Origin of the sequence: Sinisalibacter aestuarii (assembly GCF_027923545.1) — a bacterium.
Classification (GTDB): domain Bacteria; phylum Pseudomonadota; class Alphaproteobacteria; order Rhodobacterales; family Rhodobacteraceae; genus Sinisalibacter; species Sinisalibacter aestuarii.
Window position 1 is genome coordinate 1 of the sequence record NZ_BROH01000002.1, and the last position, 18,356, is coordinate 18,356.

Sequence of the window (18,356 nt, forward strand, 5' to 3'; positions counted from 1 at the left end):
GCAACATCATCGAGAGGTTCTTCAACAAACTGAAGCAATACAGGGGCCTGGCCACCCGCTACGACAAACACGCCGAGACCTTCATGGCCGGCGTCACTCTGGCCGCCATCCGCATCGCAATACGGGCAAATGAGTCTACGGCCTAGAGTTCTAGAGTTCTAGAGTTCTAGAGTTCTAGAGTTCTAGAGTTCTAGAGTTCTAGAGTTCTAGAGTTCTAGAGTTCTAGAGTTCTAGAGTTCTAGAGTTCTAGAGTCGACCACTCCCAAAGCAAAATCAACAGGTTACACCCAACATCCCGTTAATCTTCCGTTCATCCGTCAACGAAGTGTTACCCAGCCATCCCGGCCAACAGCCACCCTAACCGATCCAGCGCCGCGCCGGGAAGGGCACCACATTTTCACGCCCCGCTCGGCGCGGGCGAGCGTGCTGCCGCCACGCGCCGCATCCACAAGCGCGCTCAGCGGGCGCGGCGCGGTCCCGGTCGCCGAGACGATCACATCGCGCATATGCGGGAAGCAAAACGCCTGCTCGGTCATCGCAGCACAGTTTTGTAGACCTACAAACACCAAAGGCCCCCGTAGGGACCCTTGTTTTCAGGAAACCAGTTGTTTGTTTCGAGTGCTTTGTCACCCCGCATGTCCTTAGCAGGGGAGCGCCTTCGACCACTCGGCCACGTCTCCGCCGGCGTGTCTATTGGCACGGGCGGCGGAAAACAAGAGGGAAATCGGCGGGACTTGCGCCGCCGGGAGCAGAGGCCGCCGGGATCAGTTCGAGTGCAGGAAATGCATCACATCGCCGTCCTGCACCATGTAGCCCTTGCCCTCGGCCCGCATCTTGCCCGCTTCCTTCGCCCCGGTCTCGCCGCCGCAGGCGATGTAGTCGTCAAAGGCGATGGTCTCGGCGCGGATGAAACCTTTTTCGAAATCGCCGTGAATCACGCCGGCCGCCTGCGGGGCCAGCGTGCCTTCGCGGATGGTCCAGGCGCGGGCCTCTTTCGGGCCGACGGTGAAGAAGGTTTCGAGATGCAGGAGCTTGTAGCCCGCCTTGATCAGCCGGTCGAGGCCCGCCTCGTGCAGCCCGAGTTCTTCGAGGAACATCTGCTGCTCCTCGTCGGAAAGCTGGCTGATCTCTTCCTCGATCCGGGCCGAGATCACGACCGCGCCGGCACCCTGTTCCGCCGCCAGCGCCTCGACCCTGGCGGAGTGCTCATTGCCCGTCGCCGCCTCGTCCTCACCGACATTGCAGACATAGAGCACCTTCTTGGTGGTCAGCAATTGCAGCGCTTTCCAGGCTTTCTTGTCATCCTCGGCGATCTCGACGGTGCGGGCGGGCTTGCCGGCCTCCAGCGCGGCCAGCGCGGCCTTCAGCAGCCGTTCCTGCTGGATCGCCTCCTTGTCTCCGCCGCGCACCTTGCGCACCAGATTTTGCAGCCGCTTCTCGATCGACTCCATGTCGGCGATCATCAGCTCCGTCTCGATCGTCTCGGCATCGGCCACCGGGTCCACCCGGCCTTCCACATGGGTCACGTCGCCATCGTCGAAGCAGCGCAGCACATGGGCGATGGCATCGACCTCGCGGATATTGGCGAGGAACTGGTTGCCGAGCCCCTCGCCCTTCGAGGCGCCCTTCACCAGACCGGCGATGTCGACGAAGGTCATCCGCGTCGGGATGATCTCTTTCGACCCGGCGATCTCCGCCAGCTTGTCGAGGCGCGGATCGGGCATCGCCACCTCGCCCACATTCGGCTCGATGGTGCAGAACGGGAAGTTGGCGGCCTGCGCGGCGGCCGTCTTGGTCAGCGCGTTGAACAGGGTGGACTTGCCCACATTGGGCAGCCCCACGATCCCGACCTTGAAGCCCATCTCGCTCTCCTTGCGTTGGTTCGGCGCCTTCTAGGCGGAAATGCCTCCGCCCGCAACGCCCGCCGTGCTATGCTTGGCGTTCGGGCCATGGGCGCGCATCGGGTCCGGCACGTTCCGCTTCACCAGGTTGAAAGGCACAGATCATGCAGACCGCGATCTATCTGTTCTTCAGCGGCAATTGCCGCGAGGCGTTCACGCATTATGGCGAGGTTTTCGGCGCGACGCCGGATATCATGTCGGCCGCCGACATGCCGCCGGGCGAGGGCGTACCGGAGATGCCGGCCGATACGGTGATGCATGCGGCGCTCAGGCTGGGCGACGACTGGATTTTCGGCAGCGACGATCCGTCCGGCTCCACCCCGGCCATGGCCGGATGCAACCTTTCCGTCTCGCTCCCCAACGACGCCGAGACCCGGCGGGTCTATCAGGCACTTTCGGAGGGCGGCGATATCCGCCAGCCGCTCGCGCCGGAATTCTGGACCTCGCTGTATTCCGCCTTCACCGACCGCCACGGTATCCGCTGGATGGTGATGACCGAAAGTGCCCAGCCCTGAGCCATTGATTTTCCGTCCGGCCCGGGGCAAACCCTGCGGGACCGACGGAGGGATCAGCATGACTCGCATCGACGCAAAATTCGCCGCCCTGAAGGCAGACGGCAAGAAAGCCTTCGTCGCCTATATCATGGCGGGCGATCCGGATTACGCCACGTCGATGGAGGTGCTGAAGGGGCTGCCCGCCGCCGGGGTCGACGTGATCGAGCTCGGCATTCCCTTCACCGACCCGATGGCGGACGGGCCGACGATCCAGCTCGCCGGGCAGCGCGCGCTGGAGGCGGGCCAGACCCTGCAGAAAACGCTCGACATGGCCGCCGAGTTCCGCAAGTCCGACGACACGACACCGATCGTGATGATGGGGTATTACAACCCAATCTATAACCGCGGCGTGGCGCGCTTTCTGGCCGATGCGCAGGCCGCGGGTGTGGACGGGCTGATCGTGGTCGATCTGCCGCCGGAGGAGGATGACGAGTTGTGCATCCCGGCGCAGAAGGCCGGGCTCAATTTCATCCGCCTCGCCACCCCGACGACCGATGACAAGCGTTTGCCGAAGGTGCTCACCAACACCTCGGGCTTTGTCTACTATGTCTCGATCACCGGCATCACCGGCGCGGCGGAAGCGCAGGCGGGCGATGTGGCCCCGGAAGTGACGCGGATCAAGGCAAAGACCGATCTGCCGGTCATCGTCGGCTTCGGGATCAAGACGCCCGACGCCGCCGAAGCCATCGCCTCGGTGGCCGATGGCGCGGTTGTCGGCTCGGCCATCGTCGAGCGGATCAGCAAGGGCGACAGCCCGGCCGAGGTGCTGGCCTTCGTCAAGGGCCTCGCCGACGGCGCGCACCGGGCGTGACGCAGCCGAAGCCTTTCTAAGACTTCGGCCCGGTTTGTTTCAAATAAACCGGGTCAGGCGGCAAGCACCACGTCGAGGAACATCATCAGCACAAGCCCGAAGATCAGCCCGGTTGTCGCCCGGTCCTGATGGCCGTTGCGGTGGGTTTCCGGCACGATCTCGTGGGAGATGATATAGAGCATCGCGCCCGCCGCGAAGGTGAGGCCCCAGGGCAGAAGCTGGTTGGAAACCGTCACCGCGCCGGCGCCGATGAAGCCGCCCACCGCCTCGACCAGACCGGTTGCCGCCGTCACCAGGAAGGCCCTGAGCCGCGAATAGCCAAGCCCGATCAGCGAGACCGCCACGGCGAGGCCCTCGGGAATGTCTTGCAGCGAAATGCCGGTCATCACCGAGAACCCGTTGGTCGAGTCACCGCCGCCGAAGGCCACCCCGATCGACAGGCCCTCGGGGAAATTGTGGATCGTGATCGCGATGACGAATAGCCAGATCCGCGCCATATGGCCGGGATCGGCACCCTCGCGGCCGGTCTTGAAATGCTCATGCGGCAGCACCTTGTCGAGCGACCAGACAAAGAGCGCGCCAAGCGCAATGCCGATCCCCGCCACCGCGGCGGCGCCCACGACCGAACCGTAGATCTCTTCCGCCACCGCGATGCCCGGCAGGATCAGCGAGAAATAGGCGGCCGAGAGCATCACGCCGGCGGCGAAGCCCAGCGTCGTGTCGGTCCATTTCTGGCTCATCTTCTTGCCGAACATCGCCGGCAAGGCGCCGGCGGCGGTCGCGAGCGCGGCGACGAGCCCGCCGAGGCTGCCCATCAGGATCGGTGACATATCTGGCCTTTCGACTGTTCGCCGCACCTTCGAGCAAAGCCCGTGGAGCCGCAAGCCATCACTTGCGCCCGTCTGCATGGATTGGCAAAACCGGCTGAGAGAGGGAGGCGCCCATGCCCGTCATCACCAATATCGCCGATCTGCACCGCATCTACCGCCGCAGGGTGCCGAAAATGTTCTACGATTATTGCGAGACGGGAAGCTGGACCGAACAGACCTTCCGCGAGAACACCAACGATTTTTCGCAGATCCGCCTGCGTCAGCGGGTGGCGGTCGACATGTCGGACCGCAGCACCGAAACCACGCTGATCGGCGAGACGGCGGCGATGCCGGTGGCGCTCGCGCCGGTGGGGCTGACGGGGATGCAGCATGCCGATGGCGAGATCCTCGCCGCCCGCGCGGCGGAAAAGTTCGGCGTGCCCTTCACGCTCACCACCATGTCGATCTGCTCGATCGAGGATGTGGCCGAGAACACCACCAAACCGTTCTGGTTCCAGCTCTACGTGATGCGCGATCAGGACTTCCTCGCGCGCATCATCCAGCGGGCGAAGGATGCGAAGGTCTCGGCCCTCGTCGTCACGCTCGATCTGCAGATGCTCGGCCAGCGCCATAAAGACATCAAGAACGGCCTCTCGGCCCCGCCGAAGCCGACGCTGGCCAATATGATCAACCTGTCGACCAAGTGGCGCTGGGGGCTGGGCATGCTGGGCACGAAGCGCCGCCAGTTCGGCAATATCGTTGGCCATGTGCAGGGGGTGAGCGATCCGTCCAACCTCATGGCCTGGACCGCCGAGCAGTTCGATCCGCGCCTCGACTGGGCCAAGGTCGAAGCGATCCGCGACATGTGGGGCGGCAAGCTGATCCTGAAAGGGATCATGGAACCCGAAGATGCGCTGATGGCGGCGAAGATCGGGGCCGATGCCATCGTCGTCTCCAACCATGGCGGGCGGCAGCTCGACGGCGCGATCTCGTCGATCCGCGCGCTGGAGCCGATCCTGCAGGCGGTGGGCGACAAGGTGGAAGTGCATATCGACAGCGGCATCCGCTCCGGGCAGGACGTACTGAAAGCCGTGGCCCTGGGGGCAAAGGGCGCGTGGATCGGCCGGGCCTATATCTATGGCCTCGGCGCGATGGGCGAGGCGGGGGTGACCCGGGCGCTCGAAGTGATCCACACCGAGCTCGACAAGTCGATGGCCTTCACCGGCCACCGCAATATCGCCGATGTGACCCGCGACATCCTGCGCGTTCCGCGCGGGTTTTCCGGCGACTGGGCCTGAACGCTCCGCGCGCCGGAAGGAGCGAAAGCGACATGTGGCGGGGGCCCCGGCCTCCGAAACACCTGAGCCCTAGGCTGAATCGACATTGGCCGCATCCATAGCATTGCGGATGCGAGGTGGAGGACGCTCAGGAATCATACGACGCGGCGGTCGAAGCATGTTGCGATGCGGCGGAAGTGTTTGTGCTTGTTGAAACATCTCTCGATCATGTTGCGGATTTTGCACGCTTCGAAGTCGTCAGGGATCCAACGCTTGCGGGTGGAGTTGCAAGGGATCACCGGTTCAGCCTTCATCTCCGCGATTAAGGCAGGCAAGGCATTGGAATCATACGCCTTGCCTGCCAGAACAGGCAAAGGAGACAGCCCCTTCAGAAGGTCCTGCGCAATCGGCGCGTTGCCCCGGTGTCAGGAGCACACGCAAGGGTCGGCCACGGGCATCCGTTGCAAGGTGGATTTTGGTCGTGAGACCGCTTCGGGAACACCCCAGAGGCTGATCCCCCCCTTTTGACCTCTTTGCCCGTCGCCGCCTGCTGGTGCGCACGCACGAGACTGCTGTCGAGCGAGATATAGCTGTTGTCGGGGTCTTCGATCAGGTGCTCAAATACCCGCTCTCATACGCCCGCTTCCGCCCAGCGAGTGAGGCGTTTGCGTACAGTTTTCCGCTTGCCATAACGATCCGGCAGATCGTGCCACTGCGCAGTCGACCGCATAACCCACAATACTCCGTTCGCAAACAATCGGTTGTCCGTTCCGCTCAGACCAGGGTCGCCAACCTTGCCGGGCAAAAGCGGTTCAATCTCGCGCCATTGTGGCGTGGTCAGTTCATATCGCTTGGTCATGTGATCGTCCCAGACTGCTCATCTGGCTCCCCATGAATCACACAAAACCACCAAATGTGAATCCTGAATGTCGATTGGCCCTAGAGTTCTAGAGTTCTAGAGTTCTAGAGTTCTAGAGTTCTAGAGTTCTAGAGTTCTAGAGTTCTAGAGTCGACCACTCCAAAAGCAAAATCAACAGGTTACACCCAACATCCCGTTAATCTTCCGTTCATCCGTCAACGAAGTGCTACCCAGCCATCCCGGCCAACAATGGCCCTATCCGATCCAACGCCGCGCCGGGAATGGTACCACATTCCCGCGCTCCAGCTCGGCGCGGGCCAGCGTGCTGCCGCCACGCGCCGCATCGACAAGCGCGCTCAGCGGGCGCGGCGCGGTCCCGGTCGCCGAGACGATCACATCGCGCATATGCGGGAAGCAAAACGCCTGCTCGGTCATCGCCGCCGCGTCATAGGCCGTCTGCCCAAGCCCCATATAGTGCCGAAGCGAACCGCCCGCCCGCCGCAGCCGCGCCTCGAACAGCGAGGTGGCAATCAGGCATTCGTCACCGAGTTGGCGCAGGGCGCTGTCGGGCGCGCGGGCCTCAAACGCCGCGACGGTGCGGATCGTCAGCCGGTCGAGCCGTGGATTGTCGCGCATGAAGCGCGCCAGCGTGATGGCGATGTAATGGCGCAGGGTTTCGGTGAGCGCGATCCCACTCTTGCGCATCCCCTCGCCCACGAACTCGTCGGCGGCGGCAACAAAGGCGTTCTGCATCGGCGTCCCTCCTTCTCGCGTGCTGTCAGGCTAGCAACGGGACGGTGCGATACAAAATCAAATCGGGCGGCACGCGGGGGCGGCGTGCCGGCTGTTGCGCGTTTGCGCGGCGTCTCGGGGGCGGTTTGCCCGCGGAAGCGGCGTCACGAATGCTCTTCGGCGGCGGTTTCCGACAAGGCGCGATTGAAGGCTTTCAGCGCATCGACCTGATGCAGCGCGCCCCAGAGTTCCGGCGGCTCACCCTCGCCCGCAATCGTCACCACCGGGATAAAGCTCACCGGCTGCTGCTCGAAGATCGCCATCGCCGCGTCCAGCGTGGCATTGCCGTCGAGATAGATGCCGTCCTCGATCAGCGGCCAGCAGCTTTCTTCCGATGCAGCCCCCTCCGTGCCCAGCCTGCGCATGGTGCTGGCGACCCGGACGGTGGAGAGCAGATAGGCTTGCGGCCCGGCGGCCAGATGGATGCCGCGCCGTTCGAGCTGGGTGAGGAAGAAGCTGCGCTTCACCAGCCGTGAGGCGAGCGCCGAGGAAAGCGAGACCGATGCCATCACCGCGATCCCGGTCTGCCAGTCGCCGGTCAGCTCGAACACGATCATCGTGGTCGAGATCGGCGCGCCCAGCACCGCCGCCGCCACGGCCCCCATCCCGGCCAGCGCATAGAGCGTTTGCGAGCCCGACACATCGGGCAGGATCGCGGTGGCGACGATGCCGAAGGCCAGGCCGGTGAGCGCGCCGATCATCAGCGAGGGCGAGAACACCCCACCGCCCATCCGCCCCGCCATGGTGATCGACACCGCCACCACCTTGAGCGCGGCGAAAACGATGGCCTCGCGCAACAGAAGTTCGCCGGTGAGCGCGGCCGAGGTCGTCTCGTAGCCCACGCCGATGATATGCGGAAAGAAGATCGCCAGCATCCCCAGCAGCAGCCCCGCCACGGCCGGGCGCAGCACCCGGGGCAGACGGCTGCGGCGCTGCAGCTCGCTGGCGATATCCTCGGCAAAAAAGATCCCGCGCATCAGCGCCCCCGCCACCAGCCCGGATACGAGCCCGAGGATCAGAAAGGCGGGCAGCTCGACATAGAAGGCCACGCCTCCTGCCTCGGGCAGAGTAAATTCGGTGACATCGCCGAATTCCAGCCGGTTGATCACCGTGCCCGCAACCGCCGCGATGGCGATGGGAGCAAAAGCGCGCACCGCGAAATGGCGCAGCACCACTTCGAGGGCAAAGAGCGTGCCGGCAATGGGCGCGTTGAAGCTCGCCGAAACCGCCGCCGCCACGGCGCAGCCCATCAGATCGCGCGCGGTGATGCCGTTGGCATTGATCCGCGCCGACACCCAGGACGAGATCACCGCCGCAAGGTGCACCACCGGCCCTTCCCGCCCCGACGAGCCGCCGGTGGAAAGGGTAATGAGCGAGGCCAGCGCCGAGGCGAGCCCGGCCCGCTTCTCGACCCGGCCGTCATGCAGCGCCGCGCCCTCGATCACATCGGCCACCGCGCGCACCCGCCCGTCGGGGGTGAACCAGTTCAGCACCACGCCCACCACCAGCCCGCCGATCACCGGGATCAGCAAAAGCCAGTACCACGGCAGAGTGCGGGCATGCGAATGCAGGAGCGCCACGTTGTCGGTGTTGTAGAAGGTGGACTGCAGCGTCTCGATCCCGAGCCGGAAGCCGAGCGCGGCAAAGCCTGCGCCGATGCCGATCAGCAGCGCGATGAACCAGAACTGCACATGCCCCGGCCCCTTGTCGCGCAGCACATGCCAGGCCAGCACCGCCTCGTCGCGCACGCCGGTCAGCTGTTCCGTTAGGTAAAGTTTGAACCTTTTCTGCATCGGCGCATGGGCCTCGGGCTTTGCATCGGCCGTGGGGCTGGCCTAGATTGACCCGGATTGCACGACGAAGAGGATGGGATGACCATCGACACCGCAATTTCCGAGCTTTCGGCATTTCTAGGCGATCGGCTGAGCCGGTCCAAGTCCGATCTCGATGCCCACGGCGCGAGCGAAACCTGGTATGCGCCCGCGCCGCCCGATGCGGTCGCCTACCCCGAGAGCACCGAAGAGGTGGCGCGCATTCTCGCCATCTGCACCGCCCATGGCTGCCCGGTGGTGGCGTTCGGCGCCGGCACCTCGCTGGAGGGGCAGACCAGCGCCGTCGCCGGCGGGGTAACGCTGGATTTTGCCCGTATGAACAAGGTGCTGGCCATCCATCAGGGCGATATGGAAGCGGTGGTTCAACCCGGCCTCACCCGCGAGGAGCTGAACCGCGAGCTGCGCGATACCGGGCTGTTCTTCTCGGTCGATCCCGGCGCCAATGCCTCGCTCGGCGGCATGGCCGCCACCCGTGCCTCGGGCACCACCGCCCTGCGCTACGGCACGATCCGCGAGAATATCCTGGCGCTTGAGGTCGTGCTCGCGGACGGGCGGGTGATCCGCACCGGCAGCGGGGCGAAGAAAAGCGCGGCGGGGTATGACCTGACCGGGCTGTTCCTCGGCTCCGAAGGCACGCTGGGGATCATCACCGAGCTGACCGTCAAGCTGCGCGGCCAGCCTGAAGCGGTCTCGGCCGGGGTCTGCGCCTTCGGGGCGATGTCGGACGCGGTGGAAACGGTGGTGGCGGTGATCCAGATGGGCATTCCGATGGCGCGGATGGAATTCGTCGATGCCGACACGGTGCGCGCGGTAAATGCCTATTCCGGCACCGACCTGCCCGAGCAGCCGCATCTGTTCGTCGAATTTCATGGCTCCGACGCCTCAGCGGCGGAAGACGCCGCGCGGTTCGGCGAACTGGCGGCGGAAGTCGGCGCGAGCGATGTGCGCACCGCCACCCGCACCGAAGACCGCACCGCGCTCTGGACCGCGCGCCACCATGCCTATTGGGCCTGCCTCGGGCTGAAACCGGGCGCGACGGCGGTGGTGACCGATGTCTGCGTGCCGATCTCGCGGCTCGCCGAGGCGGTGGAGGAAACCCGCGCCGACATCGCCGCTTCGCATATCCCCGGCCCGATCCTCGGCCATGTGGGCGACGGGAATTTTCACGCCATCCTGCTCGTCGAAGCGGGCAACGAGGCCGATCTCGCCGAGGCCAGGCGGCTGGCCTCGCGGATGGCCGAGCGGGCGCTGCGGATGGGCGGCACCATCACCGGCGAACACGGCATCGGGCTTGGCAAGCTCGGCTATATGGAGGCCGAGCATGGCGAGGCCTGGGCGGTGATGGGCGAGATCAAGCGCACGCTCGATCCGGCGGGCATTCTCAACCCCGGCAAGCTGGTGCGGCAGAACTAGCCGAGTTTCACTTTTCCCGCCTTTTTTCAGAGTTCCTCGCGCCTCTACACTTGTAGATTTCACTTTTCGAACATCTGCTTTTTCTTGGCGAAAATACTCCCGCCGGAGGCAGCCGCCGCGTGCGCGGCGGTAACCGGCCCGCGCGCGCGGGCCGCCTCTAGCCGCGCAGCAGCGCTTCCGCCGCGGCGCGGGCTTCGTCGGTGATGTTCTCGCCCGAGATCATCCGCGCCAGCTCATCCACCCGCGCCGCCTCGCCAAGCGGCGTCACCCGTGTGAGGGTCGCGCCATCCACCACCGATTTCGCCACCTGCCAGTGATGCGCCCCGAGCGCCGCCACCTGCGGGCTATGGGTGACAACGAGCACCTGCCCGCCCTCATCGGCCAGCGTTTTCAGCCGCCGCCCCACCGCATCCGCCGTGGCCCCGCCGACCCCGCGGTCGATCTCGTCGAAGATCATCGTCAGCCCATGGGCATCGCGGGTCAGGCAGACCTTGAGCGCCAGCAGAAAGCGGCTGAGCTCACCACCCGAAGCGATCTTGTTGAGCGGCCCCGAAGGCGCGCCGGGATTGGTGGCGACGGTGAAGGTCACCGCATCGCGCCCCGCAGGGCCCGGCTCGGCCTCCGCCAGCTCGGTGGTGAACACCGCGCGTTCCATCTTGAGCGGCGCAAGCTCGGTGCCCATCGCCGCGTCGAGCGCCGCGGCCGAGGTGATGCGCACGGCCGACAGCGCCGCCGCCGCCGCGTCATAGGCGCCGGCCGCCGCAGCCCGCGCCCTGGCGAGCGCGGCCAGATCGTCGGCCCCGGCATCGAGCGCCGCCAGTTTCGCGGCGATATCCTCGGCAAACCCGCCCAGATCGTCCGGCGCCACGCCATGCTTGCGCGCCGCCGCACGGATCGCGAACAGCCGTTCTTCCACCCGTTCCAGCTCGCCGGGGTCGAAGGCCAGCGCCTCCAGCGCCGTCTCCACCCCCTGCGCCGCCTCGCCCAGCTCGGCCAGCGCCCGGCCAAGCGCCTCGATCGGGGCTTCCAGCGCATCGCCGGCCTTGTCGGCCACGCCGTCGAGCCAGCGCAGCGCATCGCCCATCCGGCCCTCGGCCCCCTCGCCCGGCCCCAGCGCCTGGGCGGCTTTCTGCACGTCCTCACCGATCCGCTGCCCGGCTTGCATCAGCCGGCGGCGCGCATCGAGCGCGGCATCCTCGCCCGGCTCCGGCGCCAGCTTCGCCAGTTCGTCGCCCGCATGGCGCAGAAAATCCTCTTCGGCCCGCGCTGCTTCCAGCCGCGCTTCGGCCTCGGCCAGCGCCGTCTCCGCCGCCCGGAGCGCGCTCCAGCTGGCCCGCACCGCCGCGAGCTCGGCCTCATGCCCGCCGAAGGTGTCAAGCAGATCGCGGTGAATACGCGGGTTCAGAAGCCCCCGGTCATCCTGCTGGCCATGCAGTTCCACCAGCGTATCGGACAGCGCGCGCAGCAGCTCGCCCGAGGCGCGCCGGTCGTTGACCCAGGCGGTCTTGGCGCCGCCGGTCCGGTTCACCCGGCGCAGAATCAGCTCGTCCGCGTCGCCAAACCCGGCCTCGGCAAGCACCGCGCGGGCCGGATGATCGGCACCGAGGGCAAACACCGCCGTCACCTCACCCTCCTCGGCGCCCTGGCGCACAAGCTCGGCCCGCCCGCGCCAGCCCAGCACGAAGCCGAGCGAATCGAGCAGGATCGACTTGCCGGCCCCGGTCTCGCCGGTGAGCACGTTCAGGCCCGGCTGGAAACTGAGGTCCAGCCGGTCGATGATCAGCATGTCGCGAATGTCGAGGCTCAGCAGCATCGGGGGCCCGGCCTAGAGCCATTCCCCCTTGACGAGCTGCCGGTAGAGCGCCGAAAGCCAGTTGTCGCCCTTCGCCTCGGGTTTCAGCCCATGGGCGGTGAGCAGCGCGTAGCTGTCGTCATACCACTCGGTGGACTGGAAGTTGTGGCCAAGGATCGCCCCCGCCGCCTGCGCCTCGTCGGTCAGGCCGAGCGACAGATAGCTTTCCACCAGCCGGTGCAGCGCCTCGGGGGTGTGCGAGGTGGTCTGGAATTGCTCCACCACCACGCGGAACCGGTTGATCGCCGCGGCGTAGTGCTTCCGCTTGAGGTAGTAGCGGCCGATCTCCATCTCCTTGCCGCCGAGATGGTCGAAGGCGAGATCGAATTTCAGGATCGCCGAGCGGGCATATTCGGTGTCGGGATATTTCTCGATCACATCGCGCAGCGCCTGCAGCGCGCGGAAGGTCTGGCCCTGGTCGCGGCCGATATCGTCGATCTGGTCGTAATAGCTCAGCGCCAGCAGGAACTGGGCATAGGCGGCATCGTCGTCGCCCGGGTAGAAATCGAGGAAGCGCTGCGCGGCGGCGCGGGCTTCTTCGAATTCCTTGTCCTTGTGCAGCGTATAGGCCTGCATGATCAGGGCGCGCTTGGCCCAGTTCGAATAGGGATAGAGGCGCTCGACCTCGCCGAACCAGCGGGCGGCTTCCTCGTAATCGCCGTTCTCAAGGTCGTATTCGCCGCGCTTGTAGATCTCCTCGGCGGTGTATTCCTCGATCGGCTTCTTCTCCGCGGTGTTGGCCGCGAAGAGATTGGAAAACCAGCCGCCGCCGCCGCCGCCGCCACCCGTCGAACAAGCCGAGAGGCTGGTGGCCAGAACCAGCACGGCAACCGTGCTGACGAGCCGTTTTCGCCCGGTGTGACCGTTATGCTGTGCCCTGTCGCGCCGCATGTCGTGCATGGTCCGCGCCTACCCCATATCCGTTAATGCCCCCGGCACCTTCCGGTGCGGGATCGAGCTTTGCCCATCCCTAGCACATAAAACTGGCAGGCAAAATGGTTTCGGGGCGGATTTTGCGCCGGGTGGGCAGCCCGGCAACTGCTGTAAGATCATGGCATATCCATCTGACCTGAAACGAAAAAAGGGCCGGCATATAGCCGGCCCCTCGATGCGGTGTCAGATTTCGTCAGTTTGCCTGGCGGCGCAGGAAGGCCGGGATTTCCACCCGCTCCTGCTCCGGGTCGGGTTGCGGCTCTTCATAGCCGCGCGCCTGCACCGGCGGCTGCTGGCGCGGCGCCGGTGCGGGCGCGGCTTCGGCATGGCCGGTCATCCGGTTGATCAGCGAATTGATCCCGAAGCGCGGCTTGTTGTCGCCGCCCGGCTGGGCGTGATGCGCCTCGGCGGTGTGCTCCTGGCCCTGCTGGCGGCCCACGGCGTTGCGCAGACGCGCCACGGCTTCCGGCGAGGGCGTGCCCGGCGCGGGCGCTTTCGGGGCAACGAAGGTGGCGACGGGCGCTTCGGCCGGAGCGCGCGGCGCGGGTTGCTGCACCGGGGCTTCCTGACGCGGCTGATAGGCCGGCGGCGGCAGGTCGCGCCCCGCCTCGTCGGCCGGGAAGATATCTTCCGCCTGCTCCTCGGCGGCGGCGGCGGTGGCGTCGATCTCTTCATCGAAGAACGACGCCTGCGGGCCTTCGTCGTAATGATGCCCGGTTTCGATCGCAGCCGCGGCGGCGATGGCGGCGGGCGCCTCGGCCTCAAGCTTTTCTTCCACCTCATGCGGCGCGTGCAGCGGCTCGGCCATGCGGCGGCGCGGCACCGGGATATCCTGCAGCACCTCGGTCGCGTCGATCCCGGTCGCCACGACGGACACGCGCATCATGCCTTCCATATCGGTGTCGAGGGTCGAGCCGACGATGATGTTGGCGTCCGGGTCCACTTCCTCGCGGATGCGGTTGGCGGCCTCGTCCAGTTCGAACAGGGTCAGGTCGTAACCGCCGGTGATGTTGATCAGCACGCCTTTTGCGCCTTTGAGCGAGATCTCGTCGAGCAGCGGGTTGGCGATCGCCTTTTCGGCGGCCTGCACGGCGCGGTCTTCGCCCTCGCCCTCGCCGGTGCCCATCATCGCCTTGCCCATTTCGTCCATCACCGCGCGCACGTCGGCGAAGTCGAGGTTGATGAGGCCCGGGCGCACCATCAGATCGGTCACACCCTTCACGCCCTGATAGAGCACGTCATCGGCCATCGAGAAGGCTTCGGTGAAGGTGGTCTTTTCATTGGCGAGGCGGAACAGGTTCTGGTTGGGGATGATGATCAGCGTATCGACCATCTTTTGCAGGGCTTCCACGCCCTCCTCGGCCTGGCGCATCCGCTTGCCGCCCTCGAACTGGAACGGCTTGGTGACGACGCCCACGGTCAGCACGCCAAGCTCGCGCGCGGCCTGGGCGATGATCGGCGCGGCCCCGGTGCCGGTGCCGCCGCCCATGCCGGCGGTGATGAAGCACATATGCGCGCCGGCCAGGTGGTCGACGATCTGCTCAATGCTTTCCTCGGCCGCCGCCGCGCCCACGGTGGCGCGCGCCCCGGCGCCGAGCCCTTCGGTTACCTTGATGCCCATCTGGATGCGGCTGGCCGCCTTCGATTGCTGCAGCGCCTGCGCATCGGTGTTGGCCACGACGAAATCGACGCCATCCAGCGCCTTGTCGATCATGTTGTTGACCGCGTTGCCGCCGGCCCCACCGACGCCGAACACGGTGATGCGAGGTTTCAAATCGTCCTGACCGGGCATGGTGAGGTTCAATGTCATGATCGTTCCGCCTGTCCTTTGATGCCGCACCCTGCGCTAGTGAATCGGGCGCGTCCGTTTATGGCACTGTTTTTACGTCTATACCTGTCCTGCCCCGCCACTCACGGGCGGGTTTGCAGCTAGGGCAAAGGTAGCGGCGTTTTGCCGAGACGTCACGCAAAAAACAAGGGAAACACCCCAAATATGGAGCATTTCCAACGCATTTCAGCGGTATTTTGCCGGGGACGCCAGATATTGGGGGTCGTTCGGGTGCGAGACCGAGTCGGGCGCAGCCTGCCTGCCCCGGTCGCCTGGCCCGCCCGCCGCCAGCGGCGGACTACCAGTTGTCTTTAAACCATTTCATCGCCCAGCGCAGGCTGCGCGCGGGGTAGCTGTCGGTCGGAATGTCGAAATCCCACCACTCGTCCTGCGGATGGGCGGCGAAGAGGCACAGCCCCACGGCGCTTGCAAAGGCCGCGCCGGTGGCCGCCTGCGGCAGCCCCTGCACCCGCAGCGGGCGGCCGATGCGCACCTGCTGGCCGAGAATCTTTGGCGCCAGCCCATCCAGACCCGGAATCTGGCTCGCCCCGCCGGTGAGCACAATCTGTTGGCTCGGAAGATGCGAGAATCCGGCGGCATCCAGCCGGTCGCGCACCTCTTCGAGGATTTCCTCGACCCGCGGGCGCATGATCCCGATCAGCTCCGACCGGCTCACCGTGCGCCGGTCCTTCTCCCAGTCGCCGCTCTCGCCGCCGATCTCGATCTGCTCGCGGTCGTCCATGCCGGTGGCGTAAACGCCGCCATAGAAGGTCTTGATCCGCTCCGCCGTCGCCCAGGGCACCTGCAGGCCCTTGGAAATGTCGGAGGTGACGTGATCGCCGCCGAGACGCACCGAATCGGCAAAAATCATGTGTTTTTTCATGAAGATGGAAATGCCGGTCGAGCCGCCGCCCATGTCGATGCAGGCCGCGCCCAGCTCCTGCTCGTCCTCGACCAGCGATGAAATCCCGGCCGCATAGGCCGAACTGGCCATGCCCGCCACTTCGAGATCGCAGCGCTTGATGCAATAGAGCGCGTTGCGCACCACGTTCGAATCGACCGTCAGCACATGCATATCCACCGAGAGCCGGTTGCCGATCTGACCGCGCGGGTCGGCCATGCCGGTGCGGTGGTCGAGCGCGAAATTGATCGGCTGGGCGTGAAGCACCTCGCGCCCTTCCCCGATCGGCGGCAATTCGCACGAGGCGAGCACGCGGGCGATATCGTCTTCGCGCACCGCGTCGCCGTGCAGCTCGACCGTGCCGGCAAGCCCGTAACTGCGCGGATTGGCGCCGGAAAAGGTGGCGATCACATGGTCGACGCGCGTATTCGCCATCTTCTGCGCGGCCTGAACGGCGGTGCGGATCGCGCGTTCCGTCTCCTGCATCGCGTCGATCTCGCCGAATTTCACGCCGCGCGAACGGGTGGTGGCGGCACCGATCACGCGGAAGGCCGATTGCCCCGCCAGCGAGCCGACGCCCTCGCCGCCCTGAAACTGCTCCGGCCCGTCGAACCGCAGCACAAGGCAGCCGATCTTCGAGGTGCCGATATCGAGGATGGCGATCACCCCCCGCTGCATGGCGGCGGACCGCATGGCGCGCATGGCACGTTGCTGTTGATAAAGCTCGGTCATCGGCGGGCTCACTCCAGTGAAAGGCTTCTGATTTGGCGCAGCTCCTCCACCGCCTGCGGGGCAAGGCGGAGGGTCGGGCGCTGCGGGTTGCGCATGTCGATAACGGTCACGTTGCGGGCGAGAAGGTCCTGCGCCTGATCGAGCGCGAGCACCTGTTCCAGCGCCGCGACCGGGTTCTGTTCGGGAAGGCGGATCACCCTGGCCTCGGACAGCCAGATGTCCCAGCGCCGCTCGCTCACCCGCACCAGGCCGCGCAGCCTATCGGCCAGCGGCGCGGCGGCGGCGATGAGCGCCATCGCCTCGGGCACGTTCGCATCGGCCCCCGCCCCAGCGACCAGCGGCAGATCGGCGCGCGCCGAGCGGTCGGTGACGGTGGCGACGCGGTGGCCGGTGGCGTCGATCAGCTCGATCGAGCCGGGCGCGCGCCAGACCAGCGCCGGCTGGCGTTCCTGCACCGCGAGTTCCAGCACGCCGCCGGGGCGGATGCGCACATCCACCTTCTCGATCACGTCGAGCGCGGCGATCTGGCTCTGGATCACGTCGAGATCGAGATCGAAGGACGAGACCGGAAAATCCACCGGCACCAATTCGCGGATCGCGGTATCGACCACCGGGGTCGCCCCCTCGACGGCCATCAGCTTGACCATGAATTCGGGCCGCGTCTCGATCGAGCGGCGCACCTCTTCGACCTTCCCGGCGATGGCATAGCGATTGGCCGGATTGGCGAGATACCAGCCGGCGACGGTGAGGATCAGGAAGGCCGGCAGCCCCACCCGCATCAGCGACCGGTAGAGCGGCGTGAGCCACATCCGCTGCACCTTGTAGGTCAGACGCGACGGCGCCGGATCGCGGCGCGGCGTTTTCGACCGTTTATGGGCGGCGATCTCGGAGCGCGAGGGCGTCAGCGGTTGCATGAAGCATCCTCCACCATCCAGGCGCAGAGCTGGCCGAAGGTCATCCCCGCCGCCGCCGCCTGTTCGGGCGCGAGCGAAGTGGGCGTCATCCCCGGCTGGGTGTTGGTCTCGATCACGATCAGCCCGTCAAGGCCACGGGTCTCGTCCCAGCGGAAATCGGTCCGGCTGACGCCCCGGCAGCCCAGCACGTCATGGGCCGTCAGCGCATAGTCGAGGCAATAAAGCGTGATTTCCTGAGGGATTTCGGCGGGCACCACGTGGCGCGAACCGCCCTCGGCATATTTGGCGTGGTAGTCATACCAGCCATCGGTGATGATCTCGGTCACGCCCAGCGCCCGGTCGCCCACCACGGTGGTGGTCAGCTCGCGGCCCGGCACATATTCCTCGACCATCATCACATCGGGGCTGCCCTCGGCCAGTTTCGGCGGCGTATTCGCCCCTTCGGCAACGATATAGACGCCGACCGACGAGCCCTCGTTATAGGGCTTCACCACATAGGGCGGCTCCATCACATGGCGGCGCTGGATCGTCTCGGCGGGCCAGAGGCCGCTCTTGGCGACCGGCAGCCCGGCGGTGCGGAAGGCGGCCTTGGCGCGCTCCTTGTCCATCGCGAGCGCCGAGGCGAGCACGCCGGAATGGGTGTAGGGAATGCGCAGCCATTCGAGGATGCCCTGCACGCAGCCATCTTCGCCCCAGCGGCCATGCAGTGCGTTGAAGGCGACATCGGGCTTGATCTGTTCGAGACGCGCACAGAGGTCGGGGCCTGCATCGACCTCGACCACCGTATATCCCTCATCGCGGAGTGCGGCGGCGCATTCGCGCCCTGTTGAAAGCGACACCTCCCGCTCAGCGGAAGGTCCACCCATAAGTACCGCAACCATGAGGGCTTGCCTGCTCGACTTGCCCACTGTCTGCCTCGTTACCCGGCCTTGATAATGGCCGATTATT

General features: G+C 66.0%; 14 protein-coding genes and 2 pseudogenes. 5 read left to right on the forward strand and 11 right to left on the reverse strand.

The window, feature by feature from the left end; all coding sequences use genetic code 11:
- Window positions 1–146, forward strand: a pseudogene (locus QMG28_RS04895) (IS5/IS1182 family transposase); the annotation flags it as partial.
- Window positions 147–764: 618 nt separating this feature from the next.
- On the opposite strand, the gene ychF reads toward QMG28_RS04895, so the two are convergent.
- A complete protein-coding gene (gene ychF / locus QMG28_RS04900) occupies window positions 765–1,862 on the reverse strand; it encodes a redox-regulated ATPase YchF (RefSeq protein WP_281841074.1) in 1,098 nt (365 codons plus the stop codon).
- Between the two features lie 143 nt (window positions 1,863–2,005).
- Between ychF and QMG28_RS04905 the strand changes: the two genes are divergently transcribed.
- Together QMG28_RS04905 and trpA are read left to right on the forward strand one after the other, a co-directional pair.
- Complete coding sequence (locus tag QMG28_RS04905; protein WP_281841075.1) at window positions 2,006–2,416, forward strand: VOC family protein; 411 nt, start codon at window positions 2,006–2,008, stop codon at window positions 2,414–2,416.
- 58 nt (window positions 2,417–2,474) lie between these two features.
- Window positions 2,475–3,266 (forward strand): tryptophan synthase subunit alpha, encoded by a 792-nt coding sequence (gene trpA, locus QMG28_RS04910; RefSeq protein ID WP_281841076.1) that lies wholly within the window; start codon window positions 2,475–2,477, stop codon window positions 3,264–3,266.
- A gap of 53 nt (window positions 3,267–3,319) precedes the next feature.
- On the opposite strand, the gene QMG28_RS04915 is transcribed toward trpA, so the two are convergent.
- Window positions 3,320–4,096, reverse strand: coding sequence for a ZIP family metal transporter (locus QMG28_RS04915; RefSeq protein ID WP_281841077.1), 777 nt, complete (start codon window positions 4,094–4,096; stop codon window positions 3,320–3,322).
- A 113-nt stretch (window positions 4,097–4,209) separates the two neighbouring features.
- On the opposite strand from QMG28_RS04915, the gene QMG28_RS04920 reads away from it, so the two are divergent.
- Window positions 4,210–5,373 carry an alpha-hydroxy acid oxidase gene (locus QMG28_RS04920; RefSeq protein WP_281841079.1) on the forward strand — a complete coding sequence of 388 codons (1,164 nt, stop codon included), beginning with the start codon at window positions 4,210–4,212 and terminating at the stop codon, window positions 5,371–5,373.
- 134 nt (window positions 5,374–5,507) lie between these two features.
- Here the strand turns inward: QMG28_RS04920 and QMG28_RS04925 are convergent.
- The 3 genes and pseudogenes from QMG28_RS04925 to QMG28_RS04935 all read right to left on the reverse strand — a co-directional run bounded on the left by QMG28_RS04925 (window position 5,508) and on the right by QMG28_RS04935 (window position 8,796).
- A pseudogene (locus QMG28_RS04925) lies at window positions 5,508–6,211 on the reverse strand (IS5 family transposase).
- 255 nt (window positions 6,212–6,466) lie between these two features.
- Entirely contained in the window at window positions 6,467–6,964 is a 498-nt protein-coding gene (locus QMG28_RS04930; protein ID WP_281841080.1) for a hypothetical protein, read from the reverse strand.
- Between the two features lie 143 nt (window positions 6,965–7,107).
- Complete coding sequence (locus tag QMG28_RS04935) at window positions 7,108–8,796, reverse strand: chloride channel protein (RefSeq protein ID WP_281841081.1); 1,689 nt, start codon at window positions 8,794–8,796, stop codon at window positions 7,108–7,110.
- Between the two features lie 78 nt (window positions 8,797–8,874).
- Between QMG28_RS04935 and QMG28_RS04940 the strand changes: the two genes are divergently transcribed.
- Window positions 8,875–10,248 (forward strand): FAD-binding oxidoreductase, encoded by a 1,374-nt coding sequence (locus tag QMG28_RS04940; RefSeq protein ID WP_281841082.1) that lies wholly within the window; start codon window positions 8,875–8,877, stop codon window positions 10,246–10,248.
- 157 nt (window positions 10,249–10,405) lie between these two features.
- Here QMG28_RS04940 and recN read toward each other — a convergent pair whose 3' ends face one another.
- The 6 genes from recN to QMG28_RS04970 all read right to left on the reverse strand — a co-directional run bounded on the left by recN (window position 10,406) and on the right by QMG28_RS04970 (window position 18,289).
- Window positions 10,406–12,061 carry a DNA repair protein RecN gene (recN, locus tag QMG28_RS04945; RefSeq protein ID WP_281841083.1) on the reverse strand — a complete coding sequence of 552 codons (1,656 nt, stop codon included), beginning with the start codon at window positions 12,059–12,061 and terminating at the stop codon, window positions 10,406–10,408.
- A 12-nt stretch (window positions 12,062–12,073) separates the two neighbouring features.
- Window positions 12,074–12,991 carry an outer membrane protein assembly factor BamD gene (locus QMG28_RS04950; RefSeq protein WP_281841445.1) on the reverse strand — a complete coding sequence of 306 codons (918 nt, stop codon included), beginning with the start codon at window positions 12,989–12,991 and terminating at the stop codon, window positions 12,074–12,076.
- A 235-nt stretch (window positions 12,992–13,226) separates the two neighbouring features.
- Window positions 13,227–14,843 carry a cell division protein FtsZ gene (gene ftsZ, locus QMG28_RS04955; RefSeq protein WP_281841084.1) on the reverse strand — a complete coding sequence of 539 codons (1,617 nt, stop codon included), beginning with the start codon at window positions 14,841–14,843 and terminating at the stop codon, window positions 13,227–13,229.
- Window positions 14,844–15,159: 316 nt separating this feature from the next.
- Entirely contained in the window at window positions 15,160–16,494 is a 1,335-nt protein-coding gene (ftsA, locus tag QMG28_RS04960; protein WP_281841085.1) for a cell division protein FtsA, read from the reverse strand.
- Window positions 16,495–16,502: 8 nt separating this feature from the next.
- Entirely contained in the window at window positions 16,503–17,408 is a 906-nt protein-coding gene (locus QMG28_RS04965; protein WP_281841086.1) for a cell division protein FtsQ/DivIB, read from the reverse strand.
- A complete protein-coding gene (locus QMG28_RS04970; protein ID WP_281841087.1) occupies window positions 17,396–18,289 on the reverse strand; it encodes a D-alanine--D-alanine ligase in 894 nt (297 codons plus the stop codon). The genes QMG28_RS04965 and QMG28_RS04970 overlap by 13 nt, the downstream gene beginning before the upstream one ends.
- Between the last annotated feature and the right edge of the window lie 67 nt (window positions 18,290–18,356).

Excerpts from the sequence above, each read along its gene's own strand:
- ychF (WP_281841074.1), bottom strand. The coding sequence starts at position 1,862 with ATGGGCTTCAAGGTCGGGATCGTGGGGCTGCCCAATGTGGGCAAGTCC.
- ftsA (WP_281841085.1), bottom strand. The coding sequence starts at position 16,494 with ATGACCGAGCTTTATCAACAGCAACGTGCCATGCGCGCCATGCGGTCC.
- QMG28_RS04950 (WP_281841445.1), bottom strand. The coding sequence starts at position 12,991 with ATGCGGCGCGACAGGGCACAGCATAACGGTCACACCGGGCGAAAACGG.
- QMG28_RS04930 (WP_281841080.1), bottom strand. The coding sequence starts at position 6,964 with ATGCAGAACGCCTTTGTTGCCGCCGCCGACGAGTTCGTGGGCGAGGGG.
- ftsZ (WP_281841084.1), bottom strand. The coding sequence starts at position 14,843 with ATGACATTGAACCTCACCATGCCCGGTCAGGACGATTTGAAACCTCGC.
- QMG28_RS04935 (WP_281841081.1), bottom strand. The coding sequence starts at position 8,796 with ATGCAGAAAAGGTTCAAACTTTACCTAACGGAACAGCTGACCGGCGTG.
- trpA (WP_281841076.1), top strand. The coding sequence starts at position 2,475 with ATGACTCGCATCGACGCAAAATTCGCCGCCCTGAAGGCAGACGGCAAG.
- QMG28_RS04970 (WP_281841087.1), bottom strand. The coding sequence starts at position 18,289 with ATGGTTGCGGTACTTATGGGTGGACCTTCCGCTGAGCGGGAGGTGTCG.
- QMG28_RS04920 (WP_281841079.1), top strand. The coding sequence starts at position 4,210 with ATGCCCGTCATCACCAATATCGCCGATCTGCACCGCATCTACCGCCGC.
- QMG28_RS04940 (WP_281841082.1), top strand. The coding sequence starts at position 8,875 with ATGACCATCGACACCGCAATTTCCGAGCTTTCGGCATTTCTAGGCGAT.
- recN (WP_281841083.1), bottom strand. The coding sequence starts at position 12,061 with ATGCTGCTGAGCCTCGACATTCGCGACATGCTGATCATCGACCGGCTG.
- QMG28_RS04905 (WP_281841075.1), top strand. The coding sequence starts at position 2,006 with ATGCAGACCGCGATCTATCTGTTCTTCAGCGGCAATTGCCGCGAGGCG.
- QMG28_RS04965 (WP_281841086.1), bottom strand. The coding sequence starts at position 17,408 with ATGCAACCGCTGACGCCCTCGCGCTCCGAGATCGCCGCCCATAAACGG.
- QMG28_RS04915 (WP_281841077.1), bottom strand. The coding sequence starts at position 4,096 with ATGTCACCGATCCTGATGGGCAGCCTCGGCGGGCTCGTCGCCGCGCTC.